Consider the following 17,933-nt stretch of genomic DNA (forward strand, 5'->3'; position numbering starts at 1 on the left):
ACGCTGCCAAGCTTACGAGACAGGAGACAGCCGCATTATGAAAAAAATTCATTTATCCTTCATCTGGATATGGACTGTAATTCTGGCGCTAGCCATGTTGTGGGGAGGACTGCATCTGTACGCCGACAGGCAAACGCTGCCGAAGGGCGTAACCGTTGGAGGAGTCAATGTGGGAAATATGGATAAAACAGCCGCACTCCGACTGCTGGACACAAAGCTGAATGCATTGAAGCAACGCCCCCTGATCCTGACGGACAGCGACAGTAGCGCGCAGGATATCAAGCTTACGCTCGGAGAAGCGGGTATCCACTATGAAGCGAAGGCATTCCGTGATGCCGTGAATGCGCTCGTCTCGGAGCATCTTTGGACTCGTGCGCAGACGCGGTTTTCCTTTGGAAAAGAATGGACGATTACGCCTTCCCGGCAGGAGTCAGCCTTGCAGGCCAGATTCGGAGCAGATTGGGAGGAACAGCGTTACAGCAAGCCTATCAATGCCGTGCGCCAGATCGACGGGGACGATCAGATTCACTATATTCCGGGCCGTTCTGCCAGGCGCCTGGATTGGCCCAAACTGGGCGTAGCGCTGGATAAGGCGCTGCCCAAGGATTTTACTGCTTCCGGGGAACCAGTGCGGGTGGAGCTGCCGTTTCGTCAACTAGAGCCGGACATTACGGTGGACGGTCTGCGGAGCGAAGGGATTGAACGCAAAATCGTCCAGCTTTCCACCAGCCTCGGCAGCAGCTCGGAAGGACGTGTGTATAACGTCAATTCGGCGGCAAGCACCGTTGACGGATTGATTCTCAAGCCGGGCGAGATATTCGATTATGCTCAGATCATTGCCAAGGCTGAGCGCACACATGGCTTTCGTGAGGCTCCCGTGATCGTTAACGGGCAGTTGGAACCGGGCATTGGCGGCGGGATTTGTCAGGTATCCAGCACCGTCTATAATGCGGCGCTGCGAGTCGGCCTGGACATTGTTGAGCGCCGCAACCATTCCTTGCCGGTCAGCTATTTGCCCAAAGGGCAGGATGCAACTTATGCTACAGGATCTATCAATTTCCGTTTTAAAAACAATACAGGCAAGCATTTGCTCCTTCGTGCTGCTGTCCAAAACCGGATGCTTACCGTCAAATTTTTCGGCACCTTCCCGTCCAATGTGTCCTATGAGCTGGAATCGCGTACGGTTCATGTATTACCCATCCCAGAGAAAACAATAAGTAATGACTCACTTTCCCCCGGCTTCTATCAGGTGCTTCGGCAGGGCAAGGCAGGATACGTAGTGGAAACGTACCGAATGAAGATCGTAGATGGCAAAACCGTGGAACGCACCCGAATCAGCCGGGATACCTACCGTGCGCAGCAGCGTATTGTGGCCGTTCACAGTGGAAGCACACCGCCTGAGCCTCAGACACGCGATCAGCAGGAGCCCATTGTAGAAGATGGCATAAGTGAATAGGGCATGCATAAGGTATGCATAAAGCATAACAAAAAATCCCCCTTCGACTACCGCCTGGATGGGTACCAGCGGAATGAAAGGGGGATTTCAAGTGACGGGATGGTTTTACTCGCTGCGTTTGCCTGAAACAGAAATTTCCACAGGCGCACTTTCGTTTCCGTCTGCATCCACTGCTTTGACAACCAGCCTAACAGTGGCTTTTTGAGTAAGCACGTTAATGCTGAACGTACCATTGTCCTTAGCTACTGCACTACCGATAGGCAGATCGTTGGAATAGACGGTTACTGTGGAACCTGCTTTAGCTGTCCCCGTAATCGTACCTTCACCGTCATACACTTCGTTTACTTTAAGTGTATCACTTGCAGCTACTGCACCAGTATTTGTATCTGTCGTTGTATTGGTGCTTGTGTCTGTCGTTGTGGAGCTGTTCGTAGTCGCATCCGTGCTGTTGTTCGTTATGCTATCTGTATTTGTTGTCATGCTGTCTGTGCTGGTGCTGCTAACTTCCGTTTCGCTTCCAGAAGAAGTAGACGTGTTACCATACGTCGAATCCGTAACGTTACCGTATGTGGAACCTGTTACTGTTCCGCCAGGAGTCGATGTGAGATTATCAACCGCACTCAGGTTGTAACCGGAAGCTGCATCCAGAATGGCAACCGCTTCTGCACGTGTCAGCGACTTCAATGGCTGGAATTTACCATCAGGATAACCATTGATGATTTTTTGCTCCACAGCCGCAGCTACACTTTTCTTCGCCCATGATCCGATTTTGTTGGAGTCAATGAATTTGGTGACGTCTGCCGCGTTACCTGCTGTCAATCCAATGGCTTTGCCCACAATGGCGGCTGCTTCCTGACGCGTTACTTTTCCATTCGGTTTGAGCTTGTTATCTGCATAGCCGCTTATGTAACCTGCATTCACGGCATTAGTCAGTTCATTATATGCCCAGTGCGAAGCTGGTACATCTGTGAACGTTCTGTTCCCATTACCGTTTACCTGAACGCTGCCCGCATACGTTACGTCCGTCACGGCTGGAGTATCCTGCGTGAACGTACCGAGACTGCGATTCAAGAGAACGATAAATTCTGCACGCGTGATGGCCGCATCCGGTTTCACCGCACCGTCTAATTGTCCTGTAGCCGACCAACGTTGTACTTGATCTCCTGCCCAATGACCACTTGTGCTCTGAGGAGCCGCTGCTGCTACGCTGAACGCGCTAAGAATAAGACCTGTACTCAATACACCAGTAACTGTGTTTCTGAACTTATTTCCCATACTCTGAATTCCTCCTTTGATTGGCTTCACCATTCTTTTTTTAAACACTTTACCAGAAATCAAACCCAAATAACCCCCAAATTAAAAAAATCGTCCCATATAACCATAACCCGTCCTTATGTAGCATAAATGGGACTCAGGACTTAATACCTAGTTATTTACTAGGATATGTATATTTGGACAGACTACGTTATAATGAATGAATCATCGGGTATATGTTAGATTACTTCAATGAGGTCACAAAATCCCTAGTAAAAGAGGTTTTCTTATGGCTCTTATTCAATGTCAATTTTATTCAGAAATCCTTGGCTTGAACACATCCATGCATGTTATTCTCCCTCAGGAAACCCGTTCGCAGATAGGACTGGAGGGCAAGCAAGGAACCGGGCCACACCCAACACTGTATTTGTTGCACGGCCTGTCGGACGATGATTCGATCTGGTTACGCAGAACCTCCATTGAACGCTATGTCGCTTCACTCGGCATTGCTGTTGTAATGCCACAGGTACACCGGAGTTTTTATGCGGATATGGAGCAGGGAGGGGCATATGGAACCTTTATCAGTGAAGAATTGCCGGCTTTGGCACGTTCCTTCTTCCCCTTGTCCGCCAAGCGGGAGGACAATTTTGTGGCGGGTCTTTCCATGGGCGGGTATGGAGCCTTCAAACTGGCACTCCAGCATCCTGAGCGCTTTGCGGCCGCTGCCAGTCTCTCGGGGGTGATGGATCTACACGCGGCACGCATCGACCCTATACATAAAGCGATGAGTTCGGCTGAATGGAGTCACATTTTTGGTCCAGATGAAATACGCGGAACAGATCACGACTTGCTAGAGCTGATACAACGTCATGCTACCTTGGGAACTTCACTTCCCCTGCTCTACCAATGCTGTGGTACGGAAGATTTTCTGTATGAGGGAAACCAGACCTTTCGACAAGCGTGCGTTACTGCCGGGATTCCACTGACCTACGAAGAGGGCCCAGGGACTCATGAATGGGGATACTGGGACGCGAAAATACAGGATGTACTCGCCTGGTTGCCGCTTAAGGGTCGATAAATAAGTGTAAAAAATACCCGCAGCTTCCCTCGCCGTATCATGGCGAAGTGGTTAAGCTGCGGGTATTCATTATAAAGCTATATGCCAATCAAGATTCAGGGTCTTGCCACACATCAAGGAGCTGTCGTCGCAGCCGTAGATGGAGAATCGGCTTGTGACTTGGGTAGTACTTTGTACAAGCGCCATTCCCCGTTAAACTCGCGTTCGAGTTGAACCCAGGGTGCTCCTTTTTCATACAAATTCGGATACACCATGTTGATTTTACTCAGTGGCATGCCCGACTTAATCTGAGGTACAAGGATATAATCCACATGACTTTCCTGCGGATAGCTTAATGCCCTATTAAACGTATAATCACTTGTGATCAGGAAGCGCTTCGGATACTGGCTATATACAATCATGGTGTAGGCTGAGGCCGAATCGGTCATAATGGTTGACTTTGGCAAATGCTCATCCAGCCAGACTGCAATTTTCCGGTCCGATTCCTGTCTTACATAGTTCACATTCCCTGTTCGTGTGAGGAAACTGTTCTCATCTGGCGCGATATCCGGGCGAGTCAGCGCATAGGAGAGTAATCCGGCCGTAAGCACCAGACTGACAGACACCATACCAAAGGCCGCCCGCCGCGCTCTACCTTGGAGCTGACTTAGCTCATACGGCAGCCAAGCGACGGTAATCGGTAACACGTACATAAAATAGCGAAACCATCCATATGAGGATTGCTTCATCATGAGTAAAAATTGTAAGCCCGGCACAGACAGGAACAACAATAAAATAACCAGTGTTCCCCACCGCAACAACCGCCCGCTTAACAGCCGAATGAACAGAATTGCGAACAAAGGTACGGAATACCAGAGTGTTTTGGAAGCGATAAATTTCAAGGCAACCAACGGATGATTAAAGATTTCCACGAATTTATCATCATTTAGCAGCTCTGCCGATTGCGCCGTGTTGGAATACTCCGAATTGAGGAAATAAAAGGCGTTTCCCATAATGAGGTAGTTAAAGAAAATCCACAGCAGACCGGAAAAGACAACAGGCAGCAGGAGAAGCAGCCAGGTCGCCTCGACCTTGTGTAGCTTTTCCCGAAAAGGCAGCTCACGTCTGCCCATGTTCCGGTGAAGAAACAGAATGGCCACGACCACGCCGCCTGCCATCGCCACCCCGAGGGGGACTGCCTCATATCGAGTCCAGAACGCCATGGCAAGCGCTAATCCGGATACGATCAGACTCGCCGTCATGCGGTCCTTGAGCCACAGCGCAAATTCAATCACCGTCATCATAATAAAATACATGTATAGCGAATCGCTCAGCCCGTTGGCACCGAACAACAAAATAAACGGATTCAGCGCATAGAACAGCGCCAGCATCAAGCTCATTCCCAAGCTAAGCCCTGTTCTAACACCCGCCCGATACAGCAGCACAGCTGTCAAAGCGGCAAAGGCAGCACTCAGGATGACAGCCGCCAATCCGTAGGATGCTAATGCCGGAAATAACGGATACAACAGTAATATCACCATTTCCAAAAGACTGGGCAACGGATTCCAGATGAATCCGATGGCACCCAAATGCGGATCACGGCTATACAGCACATAAAATGCATTAGCTACGCGACTGAGCGCGTCCGTATGCATGTATCCCAGAACATAACTGAAATAAATGCCTGCGGACAGCTCCAGCGCAAGTATAAACACAAACAGACCTATAACCATCCATCTGTTTGCAGACCATTTGCGAAAGGACATTCCTCTCGTTCCCCCTCAAACTTGTTGCGGCGATGTGGATGTACCCGTATACTTTCCACCCTACAGCCGGATCAACCCAACCACGAGTTCTGTGCTGCCAGAAATACAATTATCGCAGCTCTTTATCATGCTCCACTTTGTACAACCGCCACTGTCCACTAAAATCACGCACCAGGGAAGCCCACGGAGCTCCCTTTTCAAACAAATCGGGATAGCTTCGGTTCACCTGATCCAGCGGAACCCCTTCCACCACGCGCGTTACCAGAACATAATCCACCTTGGAAGCAGGCAGATCCGTTAAAGATTTTCCAAAATCATAATCGCTCGTAATTATAAATTTCTTTGGAATCTTGCTGCTCAAAATGATGGGATAGGCCGCATAGGAATCTGTCAAAATGAGAGACGAACTATAATGCTCATCCAGCCACGGCGCAATTTTCCGTTCTATCAATTGCCGATCATAGCTTTCATTTCCACTATGCGTCAGGTAACTGTGTTCATCTGCCGCAATAGCGGGATTGCTGAGCGCATAGGACAACAAGCCTGCTGTAATCAGCATCCCTGCTATCACCATAGATACTCCGACTCTCCGCATATTCCCCTTCAATAGACTTAGCTCATAGGGCACCCAAGCGACCGTAATCGGTAACACGTACATAAAGTACCGAAACCATCCGAAAGAGGACTGCTTGAGCATCAGCAAAAATTGAAGACCGGGTACGGATAAGAAGATTGTCAGCAGCGTTAATGTACTCCAACTGAACAGACGCTTGTCCAATAAACGCACGAGCAAAATAGCAATCAGCGGGACCGCATACCATAAAGTACGTTGCCCGATAAATTGCAGCATCAGCGCAGGATGGGCAAACATCGCCGCAAAACGCTGATCCTCCAGCAGAGCCGCCGATTGGGTGGCATTGGAATATTCGGAACGCAAAAAATAAAGCGGATCGCCCATAATAATCCAGTTAAAAAAGATCCAGAGCAGACCGGAAAAAATGATCGGCAGCAGTAACAACAGCCAGGTCGCTTCCACCTTGTACAGACGCTCACTGATGGATAATTCCGTTGTATTTGTATCTTTGTAGATGCGCCGTCGATGTAGAAAAAGAACTGTCAGCACTACCCCCAAAGCCATCCCGATACCGAGCGGAATCGCTTCATAGCGCACCCAGAAGGCCAAAGCAAGGGCAAAGCCTGACACAATCAAGTGTGCCGCCTTTCGATCCTTCAACCACATACAGAACCGGGTCACTGTCAGAAGAATAAAGAAGATATACGGCGAATCGCTCAGCCCGTTGAAGCCGAACAAAAACATGAACGGATTCAGCGAAAATAACAGCGCAATCAGCAGACTGATTCCACCATGAAGCCCCAGTTGTTTCCCGGTTCTGTACAATAGCGCCGCACTGGCCCCTGCGAACACGCTGCTCACAATCACGGCAGCCAGTCCATGAGAAGCGAGCACTGGAAATAACGGATAGAACAACAGCACGATCAGCTCCATCAGGCTGGGCAAAGGATTCCATACAAACCCAATGGCCCCCAAATGAGGGTCACGGCTGTACAGCACATAAAAGGCGTTAGCAACCCGACTTAGCGCATCGGTGTGCATATAGCCGAGATGCCAGGCAAAATAAATGCCCACCGCCAATTCAAGCGCAGTAACGCAAGCGAACAAAGTTAACATTTTTCCGTGTTTTCTCAAAATCATGAAGTCTCTTTCTGACGCTGTTGTGGAACAGAGAAGATCCAATAGCGATTCCAGATATAATTATGAACGGGCACAATGATGGTGGTCAGTACCTCACCAATCAGATACGACCAGCCGATCCAATGAATGGTTGCGTACATAAGACCTGCATTCAAGAGCAGGCCACAGGAGCAAACCAACAAATATTTAAGAAACTGGGTGCGACTCCCCTCCCCGGTAGGCTCGAATGTCCAGTTCCGGTTCAGCACATACGACACCAGCAGCGTGACTACGAATCCGATCGTAGTAGCCATTACCGCAGGCACCCTGAACATTTCCACCAGCAGTACAAGTACACCGACATGGATACCTGTACCCAGCAGCCCCACTATGCCATATTTAATGATTGGATACTTTAGATATGAACGTCTGATCATGTTGATTAAACTCCCTGTCCACCCACAATCGGTCAGCGTTCGCCCGTTTGTCTGCAATCAGATAACGAGGTCTGGCTTTGACTTCGTGATATATGGCGGCAATATATTCTCCTACCACTCCGATGGACAGCATCAATACACTGCCGATAATCAAGAGCAGCAAAATAACAGTTGTAAAACCGGTCACAGCGGTACCCGTTAATTTGTGCGCCAAGGTTTGAATTCCCAATATAACTGAAATCAGCATAAAAATGAGTCCCATTAAACTTACTACCCGCAACGGCACGGTTGAAAACGAAACTATTGCTTCCGCTGCCAGCCGAACCAGCCCCAACGGACTCCAGCGACTGGGGCCCTCCTCCCGCGGAGCCACCCGGAACGAAATCTGGGTTTTGCGGAAACCAAGCCAGGCCGTCATCCCGCGAAAAAACGGAATCCGTTCAGGCATCGCCATCCAGGCATCCACCACCCGGCGGTCCAGCAGCTTATAATCCGAGGCATCCTTGAGGTTAAAGCCTGTCAGACGATTCAAGGTCGCGTAGAACAATGAAGCCCCAAGCTTTTTGCCCACCGACTCTTCTCCACGGAATTCCTTCACACATTCGACCAGGTCGTAGCCCTCATCCTGCCATAAACGCACCATTTCCCCGATCATCTCAGGAGGATGCTGCAAATCGCCGTCCATGACGATGATGGCATCGCCGGAGGCGTTTTCCAAACCTGCGCACAACGCCAGCTCCTTGCCGAAGTTCCGGCTAAGTCGAAGTGCAAGCAAAGAAGGCATGCGGCGGGACAACTCGGACAGCTTGAGCCACGTATCATCTCTAGAACCGTCATCGATGACAATCAGCTCATAACGTGAAGTGACGACAGACAGCACCCCATCAATCACCTTGAGTGAACGCTCCAGATGCGAGCTTTCATTATACATGGGAATGACAACGGATAAAAAAGGTGTTTTTGTCTCCATTCTTGCTCCTTCTTTCTTCATATTCAGGAGGACTGTGCCGGGGCTTCATCCAAGTCATGCATATCAGTCAGTCCATGCGTCGTCTTCTCCCAATAGAACGGCTTGGTAATGAGCTGCCAGGCCGCCTTCACCGCAGCAATACTCATAAGTACCCAATACAGCGGAGAGAGAAGCCCGTATTTGACCATGGAATATGAAAATGTACGTTCACCACGCTCTTCCAGCTCTCCGATGACCCAATACATTCCGGCCACGTTACTGAATACGAACAGAAAGTTACCGATATAAAATTCCGCACTGGCTAGGTAATACACATAGCCCGGGAACAGCTTGGGGATAAAGGCCATTTCCCAACCAAACCATAAAATCAGCAATCCCCAAAAGATCGGATTCAGCAAAGGTAGCATCGGTGTCGCCAAAATCATCACCTGAAAGCCGAAAAAGCCTTTCCAGCCCACCTCACGCACCAGCTTTACCGGATTGCGCATATGAACCAGCCATGTCTGCATGTATCCCTTGATCCAGCGTGACCGCTGACGAATCCAGTTCCCTACGCGACTATTCGCTTCCTCCCATGTACGGGAATCGACAATGGCGGTTTTGTAACCGCCTTTATACAGACGTATACCCAGATCGGCATCCTCGGTTACATTGTAGGGGTCCCACGCATTGATATCTTTGAGTACGGATACCCGAAAATGATTGGATGTTCCGCCCAAAGGAATAGGCGTATCTAACTGCATAATACCCGGCAGCAACAGTTCGAACCACATACTGTATTCCTGCGTGAACCAGCGGGTCAGCAAATTTTGCGTACTGTTAAAATAGTTGAGCTTCGCTTGAATACACGCATAATGCTCAGGGAGCGAGTCGAACGCCGCAATGACCTTTTTTAGCTGGTCGGAGTCGGGACGATCCTCGGCATCATAAATAACCACAAATTCGCCGCGCGCCCGAATAAGTCCGTAGTTACACGCCTTCGGCTTGGTTTTGGGCAAGCCGTCAGGGACGACCAGTGTCGTATAATAGGCGGGCAGCTTCATTTCACGAAGCAGCTCAATGGTCTCAATATCGTCCTCTTCAATCAGCAGCCGCACATCCAGCTTGGATTTTGGATAATCAAGCTGCTCCAAATTCCGCAACAGCATCGGAAGCACGCCCGCCTCCTTGTACATCGGTACGAGAATCGTATAGATCGGCAGCTTTTTCTCATCCATGGCGTCGACCTCTTCCTTTGAGAAGCGAAGCTGCGCCCCACGCCGGGAACCGAGATAAATAATACCGAATTTGAAGAGCGTCATGGCAAAATAAAACAGCTGAATCAGCATATTAATGATCAGCACCGTATTCCAGCTGTTCCAGAAAAGACCGAGCAGCGTAATCACGCCCATCGCCGCGAACACCCATAGTTGTCCCTTCGTAAAGGTCGTACGCGCCGAATTGTGCGGCTCTTTTTCCAACAATCCGGTCGTGCTCTCCTGCATCATTTCCTCACCGTAGATTTTACCCCAGAGCTGCTCCATCTCTTCCTTGGTCGCCAGCACCTGCTCCACCGGCATGCCGAGAATGTCCTCCAGCTTCAAGCGCCGCTCTTCCGGCAACGGATCACTGACCGCCACAATATAGCGATTCATATATTCATGAATGACAACCACACCGTAAGCCATCGCCACCTGCTCCGGCAGCTTGTAGGCTGCATCCAGCGCCAGCTCTTCGCCAATACGGCCGATCCGGTTCTGTGTAGCAATCGCGCGGTACAAATCCGCAGGCTCCAGCATTTGCAATGACAGCAAAATATCGCCGAGCAGCCCGCCGCTCTTCGCCTGGAATTCCAGCGCTCGCTCCAGTTGCTCTGGTAAAATATAGCCGGAACGTACCAGCATGTCGCCTAGTCGCTCTTTGGATTCATCACCGTCCACCTGCTCCTGCAACTGCTCTCCGGTAATGAAGCCCATCTCTACCAAAATGTCGCCCAGCCTGCCACCGTAACGTTTTTGGTTTCGGATGGCGTCGGTAAGTTGATCGCGGGTAATTATGCCGTTGTCCACCAATTGATCTCCAAGGCGGGCCTTTCCGTTCCGTCCGTGCTGTATTCCCGTGGCGGCCTCTCCGCCTGCTGAACCAGGAGCGCCGGAGACTACTCCCAAGACGGCTCCTGCCGCAGCCTGTTCCTGTTGGCCGCTAGCATATTGGACCTGCGCCTCCTGGGCTTGTCCATCCTGCACACTTTTATCCAGCAATTGCTCCACCGCTGATGCCGTATCCGCTGCGCTCTGTAATGCCTGGATACGCAGTTCCGTATCCTGAAGCCGCCGCTCCAGTTCCTCAATATGAAAATCCAGCTTGTACAGCACCGGGGCCTGCTCCGTCCGCTGGGACTCTAATTGCTGCTCCAGTCGAGCGATCTGCTGACGCTCTTCTTTTATTCTTCTCTTGGTTTGGGGAATTGAAACTCCCCCAATCTGCCACCTCAGCCTGTCACCCATGGATTCCCGCCCTTTCAATCCAACGCCGCTCTTCTGCGAGCGCATCCGCAAGCAACTGCTTCAACTTCGCATCCCGTTGCTTCTTCCGTTCCAGCGCCGCGTGGAAAAGCTCTCGTTCCTCGCGCAGCAACTTCTCTGCCTGTATCCGCTCCTCGTGCAACGAAGACACCAACTGATCGGCGTCAGAAGCGTGATAACCGATCCATGCGCTCCTTAACTGCCGCGCCGTTCTTTTGCTTCTCATAATACCTCCCTGAACCGTAACAACTCTGCCTCTTGCCCTTTCCCTTCATCCAAGGTCTTACGTCTTCCTGAAAAGCAGGACATTCTCTTATTCTCATTTAAACCCTTCGTTTACACATTGATGCAAGTTTTCTGATCAAGAGTGACCCGTCAAAACCTGACATTTATTCATTTAATATCAGTTCTGTCCTGATAAATTGGTAATGAAATTAAAAACTTAGTGCTATTCTACCATACTCGTAGTAGGAGTAGGTATACAATAATGTAAATTCTAGAAACTTTCACACTAATGCATACATAGGTATATAGAATCATTTTATAGTTCTCGTGGTTGCACCTGTCTAGGAAATTTCACTCAATCTATTATTCTCAGATCGCCATTTAAGCCAAATCCCCTCCTAATACTTTAAAAAGCACAAAAAGCACCGCGCACGGTGCCCTTGCTATCTTGATATCCTGCTATATGTGCTAAACTATCAAATTCTACACAACGTCCCGCTGCTGTGCAAGGATTCCTTTAGCCGATTAATTACTCCGTTTGTGCCCTTCAAACCATGTAGACGTGCTGCTGAGTAGCTGTTCACTGCGTCCGATGGCTGCCTGTACCTGTCCGGTTGCAGTTCCACCGTATACATTACGGGCGTTAACCACCGTTTGCGGTTGAAGCACCTCATAGATACGGTCGTCGAACAAGTCGGAAAACTGCTGGAATTCCTCCAGTGTCAGATCAAGCAGATACTTGCCATGCTGGATGCAATACAGCACCGTTTTGCCGATGACCTCATGCGCCTGACGGAAAGGAAGTCCCTTGCCGACGAGGAAATCTGCAATATCTGTCGCATTGGAGAAGTCCTGATTGACCGCTTGACGCATGCGATCCTTGTTCACCTTCATCGTTGCGATCATTGGCGCGAACAACTGCAAAGCCCCTTCCAGCGTAGCAACAGTATCGAACATCCCTTCCTTATCCTCCTGCATATCCTTGTTGTACGCCAGCGGCAAGGATTTCAAGACGGTCAGCAGTCCAACGAGATTGCCATAGACGCGTCCGGTTTTACCGCGTACCAGCTCCGGTACGTCCGGGTTTTTCTTCTGCGGCATAATGCTGCTGCCTGTGCAAAAAGCATCATCCAGCTCCACGAAGCCAAATTCCGTGCTGCTCCACAGCACCAGCTCTTCGCTTAGGCGCGACAAATGCGTCATGATCAACGAAGCACCAGCCAGAAACTCTACGATAAAGTCCCGGTCGCTAACGGCGTCCAGACTATTTTCATACACGCCATCAAAACCCAGTTGCTCGGCTACAAAATGACGGTCTATCGGGAAGGTCGTCCCTGCCAAAGCACCCGCACCGAGCGGCAATACATTAATGCGCTTATAGCTGTCTTTGAGTCGGTCAATATCGCGCTCCAGCATAGACACATAAGCCAGCAAATGATGCGCGAACAAAATAGGCTGCGCACGCTGCAAATGCGTATATCCGGGTACAATCGTATCCAGATTATCCTTCGCCTGCCCGATTAGTGCGGCTTGCACATCATGCAGCATACCGACCAGCGCCACCACACGTCCGCGCAAATACAAGTGCATATCCGTTGCCACCTGATCATTACGGCTGCGTCCGGTGTGCAGCTTCCCGCCAACCGGACCAATCGCTTCGATCAGATTTTTTTCGATATTCATATGAATATCCTCGTCCGAAACCGAAAATTCAATCTCCCCACGGCGGATACGCTCCAATACCGTGTGTAGTCCTTCCTTGATCGTATCCGCATCGGCCTGCGGGATAATCCCGCATTTGCCCAGCATGGCTACATGAGCCAAACTACCCTGAATATCTTCTTCCGCCAACGCTTGATCAAACCCGATGGAAGCCGTGTATTCCTCTACCAGCTTGTTGGTCTGCTTCGTAAAACGTCCGCCCCATAGCTTACTCATTTTTGCAAGATCCCCTCTCTGCAATACGAACCGCCCTCGTCGCTTGGACAAGGGCGGCCCGCATCCCGTACATTTTTAGGTTAACTCATTTATTTATTATTTTTGGCTACTCCTGCATTGACCTTCAAGCGCAGGGCATTCAAGCGGATAAAGCCTGTTGCATCCCCTTGATCGTAGGCTTGTGTAGGATCGGCTTCCATTGTCGCAATATCCGGGTTATACAAGCTGACCGGACTTTTGACACCCGCGCCAATAATATTGCCTTTGTACAGCTTCACGCGCACGGTACCACTGACATTCTTTTGGCTCTCATGAACCAGTGCCTGCAAAGCCACACGCTCCGGCGCGAACCAGAAACCGTTGTAGACCAGTGTAGCATAACGGGTAATCAGACTGTCGCGCAGATTCATGACCTCGCGATCCATCGTGATGGACTCCATTTTGCGATGAGCCGTGAACAGGATCGTACCGCCCGGCGTCTCATACACTCCACGGCTCTTCATACCGACAAAACGGTTTTCCACCATGTCCACACGTCCGATGCCGTGCTTGCCGCCCAGCTCATTCAGCTTTTCCATAACCTGCAACGGGTTTAGCTGCTCTCCGTTCAAAGCGACACAGTTTCCTGCTTCAAACTCCAGCTCCAAATATTCTGCTTCATCAGGAGCATCCTCAGGCGCATTGCTGAGCAAGAACATTTCTTTATTTTCAGGAGCGCTTGGATCAAACCAAGGGTCCTCCAGCACACCGCTTTCATAGCTGATATGCAACAGATTACGGTCCATGGAGTATGGCTTGGCCGCAGAAGCGGTTACCGGAATATCGTGTTTCTCCGCATAGGCAATCATTTCTGCCCGGCCCGGGAACTGATTGCGGAACTCTTCCAGCCGCCAAGGTGCGATCACCTTGATATCCGGCGTCAACGCCGCCGCGTTCAGCTCGAAGCGCACCTGATCGTTGCCTTTGCCTGTCGCGCCGTGAGCGATAGCTGTTGCACCCTCTGCAATCGCAATATCCACCATCCGTTTGGCGATCAATGGACGTGCAATACTCGTTCCTAGCAAATATTGTCCTTCATACAAAGCACCCGCCTGAAACATCGGATAAATAAAATCCTTGGCGAATTCATCACGCAGATCATCAATATACACTTTGGAGGCTCCAGTTGCGAGCGCTTTTTCCTCCAAACCGTCCAGTTCTTCCTTCTGTCCGATATCTGCGGTAAACGCTATAATTTCAGCGTCATAGGTTTCTTTAAGCCATTTCAAAATGACCGACGTATCCAGACCGCCGGAATATGCGAGTACGATTTTTTCTTTTGCCATGATTGAAGTCCTCCCTGAATGCTTCTAGCCACTATCTTTCATTCACATCTGCATCTAAATCTACAGATCATCTTCTACAAATGCAATCTTTCTAACCATAAAACATAACCTCTTTATCCCATCAAAGCAACCATCAATGCTTTTTGTGCATGCAGACGGTTCTCAGCCTCATCAAAAATCACTGAATTCGGTCCGTCGATTACACCTGCGCTCACTTCTTCGCCACGATGTGCAGGTAGACAGTGCAGGAACAGATAGTCCGACTTCGCCAGCTTAACCAGCTCCTCATTCACCTGGAAGTCGGCAAAAGCAAGCTCCCGTTCCTTCTGCTCTTCCTCAAAGCCCATGCTCGCCCATACATCCGTGTAGATCGCATCTGCATCCTTTACTGCTTCTTGCGGACTTTGGGTAATCACAATCTCACTGCCGGTTTGTTTGGCAATCTCACGGGAAGCTGCCACAACACTCGGATCAGGCTCATATCCAGCAGGACTTGCTATCGATACATGCACGCCGAGCTTCGCCCCACCAATCAACAGGGAATGCGCCATATTGTTGCCGTCCCCGATGTAGGCCAATTTAAGCCCTTTAAGCTTGCCCTTTTGCTCATACAAGGTCTGATAGTCAGCCAGCACCTGACACGGATGCGCCAAATCACTCAAGCCGTTGATCACAGGAACAGATGCATAACGCGCCAGCTCTACCACATTATCGTGGCCGAAGGTGCGGATCATAATGCCATCCAGATAGCGAGACATTACCTGTGCCATATCGCTAATAGGCTCGCCACGTCCCAGTTGAATGTCGTTTTTACTGAGAAAAAGGGCATGCCCACCCAATTGAAACATGCCGACTTCAAAGGATACCCGCGTACGCGTAGAGGATTTTTCGAAAATCAGTCCGATCGTTTTCCCCTTCAGCGGCTGATAGGTTTCTCCATTTTTGTGCTTGCGCTTGATTTCGATGGCGAGATCAATTAAATATTGAATTTCTTCAGTTGAATAGTCGTCCAACTCAAGGAAGTCCCGCCCTTTCAGATTAATTTGCTGCAATGCGCCGCCTTGGCTCATGCTATCATCTCCTTTTACACTCTAATCAAGTGGTTTAGCCACGCTAAGCAATATGCTCTAGAATCACTTCGGTAATAAGAGCTACAGCCTGATCTATTTCGTCCTTCGTTACATACAGGTTAGGCAACAGGCGAATCACGTTGGGCCCTGCGGTAATGAACAGAATGCCCTTCTTTTGTCCTGCCAAAACAAGCTCCGCAACAGGCTCAGTACACTCGATACCGACCATCAGACCTTTTCCACGGATATCCTTTATAAAAGGAATCTCTCCAAGCTGCTTTTGCAGACTTTGGAACAAATACTCGCCCAGCTCAGCCGCACGCTCTGGAAGTTTTTCGTCAATAATCGTTTCAATGGTCGCCTGAACCGCTGCCATAGCAAGCGGTGTGCCTCCAAAGGTAGAGCCGTGACTGCCCGCCGTGAACGCTTCACGCAAATATCCTTTGCCCAGCATCGCACCAACGGAAAACCCACTGCCCAAGCCCTTCGCCAACGTAAAGATATCCGGCTCTATGCCGTAATGCTCAAAGGAAAACAGCTTGCCTGTACGTCCCATGCCCGTCTGTACCTCATCAATGATCAAAAGCAATCCATGCTCGTTGCAAAGCTTTGTAATCACGTCTACAAAAGCAGGTTCTACCGGATACATTCCGCCTTCTGCCTGCACCATTTCCAGCATGATTGCAGCCGTATTCTCGCTAATCGCCGCTTCGAGCGCAGCCTGATCGTGGAGAGGAACGCTTTTGAACCCGGCTGGTAGCGGCAAAAAGCCTTCTTTTACTTTATCCTGACCCGTAGCGGTCAAGGTTGCCAGCGTCCGTCCGTGGAAGGATTGCGTGAACGTAACAATCTCGTAGCGCCCGGTCTGCTTCACCTTCTGGTGATAACGACGCGCCAGCTTGATCGCAGCTTCATTCGCTTCCGCTCCGCTGTTGCAGAAGAACACGGCATCTGCGCTGCTATTAGCAGTCAGTAGAGCGGCGGCCCGTTCCTGCCCCGGAATATGAAACAGATTGGATACATGCCATAGTTCATCAATCTGCTGTTTCAAGCGTTCAGCTACAGCCTGTGGCGCATGCCCAAGATTGGTAACCGCAATGCCTGACATGAAATCCAAATAACGCTTGCCCTGATCATCCCACAGCCAGCTACCTTGGCCTTTGACTAGTGAAAGCGGGTATCTTGCGTAGGTTGGAAAAAGAGGGCTTTCTGTCTGCACAGCTGCGGAGGCCTTTTCGGTTTGTGCTCCGGCAACGGCTTCGTTCGTACCTGGCGTTTCAACGCTCACCAGCGTATTCGACTCCTTACTCACTATGTTCACGCTCCTTTTGTTCGTTAGGTTATATAGATTTCGTTGTATGTTTGCAATTACTGCATGCGCACGATGCGCGTTCCAATGGCTTCCCCGCCCAGCACACGGCTTAATACCTGCGGTTCACTGCCGTTCACAATGACAACCTCCTTCACCATGCCATGGATGCAGGCAATAGCCGCTCTCACCTTAGGGATCATGCCGCCGTATATTTCACCCGTGCTGATCATATCCTCAATCTCCTGTACGGTGATGGAGTCCAGCACCTTCTTTTCTCCACCGATCTTCTTCAATATTCCCGGTACATCCGTAACGACGATCATCCGACTAACACCCATATGGGATGCCACCGCACCCGCCGCTGTATCTGCGTTAATATTGTAGCGCTGACCGGATCTATCAATCCCGATGGGCGCAATAACGGGCATATAGTTCATATCCAGCACACCTGTAATAATCGAAGCTTGAACAGACGTTACTTCTCCGACCCAGCCGACCTCTGCTGCATTCGACACAGGCCTTGCTTCGATTAAAAAACCATCACTGCCCGACAAACCCAGTGCTTGACCTCCGTGCATTCCGATCCTGCGTACAATCTGCTTGTTAATGCTGCCCGCCAGCACCATTTCCACGACATCCAGCACAGGCTCGGTCGTCTTGCGCAACCCGTTGACGAATGCCGTTTCGATGCCCAGCTTCGCCAAATTGTCGGAGATCGCAGGGCCGCCGCCATGTACAATAACAGGTTGCAGACCTTCCGATTGCAAACGGACCAGATCGTCAAAGAAGGAATCAGGCAGCGCAGCCAGCGTACTTCCTCCGCATTTCATTACAAAATTACGACGCGCCAATCCCGCATGATTGGCTTGATCCGCGTTTTCCACTGCCGATTGCATATAATCTCCCCTTTTCTACTCTGCACCGTC

General features: G+C 50.2%; 14 protein-coding genes. 2 read left to right on the forward strand and 12 right to left on the reverse strand.

Features of this window, described 5'->3' with window-relative positions; all coding sequences use genetic code 11:
- Positions 1–37: 37 nt before the first annotated feature.
- On the forward strand, positions 38–1,456 hold the full coding sequence (locus NST83_RS22585; RefSeq protein WP_342415727.1) for a VanW family protein: 1,419 nt from the start codon (positions 38–40) through the stop codon (positions 1,454–1,456).
- A 105-nt stretch (positions 1,457–1,561) separates the two neighbouring features.
- Here the strand turns inward: NST83_RS22585 and NST83_RS22590 are convergent, their stop codons facing one another.
- Positions 1,562–2,731: an S-layer homology domain-containing protein gene (locus NST83_RS22590; RefSeq protein WP_342415728.1), complete on the reverse strand. Its 1,170-nt coding sequence runs from the start codon at positions 2,729–2,731 to the stop codon at positions 1,562–1,564.
- Positions 2,732–2,999: 268 nt separating this feature from the next.
- Between NST83_RS22590 and NST83_RS22595 the strand changes: the two genes are divergently transcribed.
- Positions 3,000–3,788 carry an alpha/beta hydrolase family protein gene (locus NST83_RS22595; protein WP_342415729.1) on the forward strand — a complete coding sequence of 263 codons (789 nt, stop codon included), beginning with the start codon at positions 3,000–3,002 and terminating at the stop codon, positions 3,786–3,788.
- Between the two features lie 113 nt (positions 3,789–3,901).
- On the opposite strand, the gene NST83_RS22600 is transcribed toward NST83_RS22595, so the two are convergent.
- The 11 genes from NST83_RS22600 to argB all read right to left on the reverse strand — a co-directional run bounded on the left by NST83_RS22600 (position 3,902) and on the right by argB (position 17,903).
- Positions 3,902–5,533: a hypothetical protein gene (locus tag NST83_RS22600; protein ID WP_342415730.1), complete on the reverse strand. Its 1,632-nt coding sequence runs from the start codon at positions 5,531–5,533 to the stop codon at positions 3,902–3,904.
- 109 nt (positions 5,534–5,642) lie between these two features.
- Positions 5,643–7,247 (reverse strand): glycosyltransferase family 39 protein, encoded by a 1,605-nt coding sequence (locus tag NST83_RS22605; protein ID WP_342415731.1) that lies wholly within the window; start codon positions 7,245–7,247, stop codon positions 5,643–5,645.
- Positions 7,244–7,663, reverse strand: a complete 420-nt coding sequence (locus tag NST83_RS22610) for a GtrA family protein (RefSeq protein ID WP_137060511.1) — start codon at positions 7,661–7,663, stop codon at positions 7,244–7,246. The genes NST83_RS22605 and NST83_RS22610 overlap by 4 nt, the downstream gene beginning before the upstream one ends.
- Positions 7,626–8,633 carry a glycosyltransferase family 2 protein gene (locus NST83_RS22615; protein WP_342415732.1) on the reverse strand — a complete coding sequence of 336 codons (1,008 nt, stop codon included), beginning with the start codon at positions 8,631–8,633 and terminating at the stop codon, positions 7,626–7,628. The genes NST83_RS22610 and NST83_RS22615 overlap by 38 nt, the downstream gene beginning before the upstream one ends.
- A 23-nt stretch (positions 8,634–8,656) precedes the next feature.
- Complete coding sequence (locus NST83_RS22620; RefSeq protein WP_342415733.1) at positions 8,657–11,119, reverse strand: glycosyltransferase family 2 protein; 2,463 nt, start codon at positions 11,117–11,119, stop codon at positions 8,657–8,659.
- The gene (locus tag NST83_RS22625) at positions 11,112–11,363 is read right to left on the reverse strand and encodes a hypothetical protein (RefSeq protein WP_137060513.1); all 252 of its coding nucleotides are present in this window, start codon (positions 11,361–11,363) and stop codon (positions 11,112–11,114) included. The genes NST83_RS22620 and NST83_RS22625 overlap by 8 nt, the downstream gene beginning before the upstream one ends.
- Positions 11,364–11,887: 524 nt before the next feature.
- Complete coding sequence (gene argH / locus NST83_RS22630; RefSeq protein ID WP_342415734.1) at positions 11,888–13,300, reverse strand: argininosuccinate lyase; 1,413 nt, start codon at positions 13,298–13,300, stop codon at positions 11,888–11,890.
- Between the two features lie 89 nt (positions 13,301–13,389).
- Entirely contained in the window at positions 13,390–14,625 is a 1,236-nt protein-coding gene (locus NST83_RS22635) for an argininosuccinate synthase (protein ID WP_044646925.1), read from the reverse strand.
- Between the two features lie 113 nt (positions 14,626–14,738).
- Complete coding sequence (gene argF / locus NST83_RS22640) at positions 14,739–15,695, reverse strand: ornithine carbamoyltransferase (RefSeq protein ID WP_342415735.1); 957 nt, start codon at positions 15,693–15,695, stop codon at positions 14,739–14,741.
- Between the two features lie 43 nt (positions 15,696–15,738).
- Entirely contained in the window at positions 15,739–17,007 is a 1,269-nt protein-coding gene (locus NST83_RS22645) for an acetylornithine transaminase (protein WP_342415736.1), read from the reverse strand.
- A gap of 56 nt (positions 17,008–17,063) precedes the next feature.
- On the reverse strand, positions 17,064–17,903 hold the full coding sequence (gene argB / locus NST83_RS22650) for an acetylglutamate kinase (protein WP_342415737.1): 840 nt from the start codon (positions 17,901–17,903) through the stop codon (positions 17,064–17,066).
- Between the last annotated feature and the right edge of the window lie 30 nt (positions 17,904–17,933).

Origin of the sequence: Paenibacillus sp. FSL R10-2782 (assembly GCF_038592985.1) — a bacterium.
Lineage (GTDB): Bacteria > Bacillota > Bacilli > Paenibacillales > Paenibacillaceae > Paenibacillus > Paenibacillus terrae_C.

Bases quoted from the DNA above. Each gene is read 5' to 3' on its own strand.
- NST83_RS22585 (WP_342415727.1), top strand. From the start codon at position 38: ATGAAAAAAATTCATTTATCCTTCATCTGGATATGGACTGTAATTCTG.
- NST83_RS22590 (WP_342415728.1), bottom strand. From the start codon at position 2,731: ATGGGAAATAAGTTCAGAAACACAGTTACTGGTGTATTGAGTACAGGT.
- NST83_RS22595 (WP_342415729.1), top strand. From the start codon at position 3,000: ATGGCTCTTATTCAATGTCAATTTTATTCAGAAATCCTTGGCTTGAAC.
- NST83_RS22600 (WP_342415730.1), bottom strand. From the start codon at position 5,533: ATGTCCTTTCGCAAATGGTCTGCAAACAGATGGATGGTTATAGGTCTG.
- NST83_RS22605 (WP_342415731.1), bottom strand. From the start codon at position 7,247: ATGATTTTGAGAAAACACGGAAAAATGTTAACTTTGTTCGCTTGCGTT.
- NST83_RS22610 (WP_137060511.1), bottom strand. From the start codon at position 7,663: ATGATCAGACGTTCATATCTAAAGTATCCAATCATTAAATATGGCATA.
- NST83_RS22615 (WP_342415732.1), bottom strand. From the start codon at position 8,633: ATGGAGACAAAAACACCTTTTTTATCCGTTGTCATTCCCATGTATAAT.
- NST83_RS22620 (WP_342415733.1), bottom strand. From the start codon at position 11,119: ATGGGTGACAGGCTGAGGTGGCAGATTGGGGGAGTTTCAATTCCCCAA.
- NST83_RS22625 (WP_137060513.1), bottom strand. From the start codon at position 11,363: ATGAGAAGCAAAAGAACGGCGCGGCAGTTAAGGAGCGCATGGATCGGT.
- argH (WP_342415734.1), bottom strand. From the start codon at position 13,300: ATGAGTAAGCTATGGGGCGGACGTTTTACGAAGCAGACCAACAAGCTG.
- NST83_RS22635 (WP_044646925.1), bottom strand. From the start codon at position 14,625: ATGGCAAAAGAAAAAATCGTACTCGCATATTCCGGCGGTCTGGATACG.
- argF (WP_342415735.1), bottom strand. From the start codon at position 15,695: ATGAGCCAAGGCGGCGCATTGCAGCAAATTAATCTGAAAGGGCGGGAC.
- argB (WP_342415737.1), bottom strand. From the start codon at position 17,903: ATGCAATCGGCAGTGGAAAACGCGGATCAAGCCAATCATGCGGGATTG.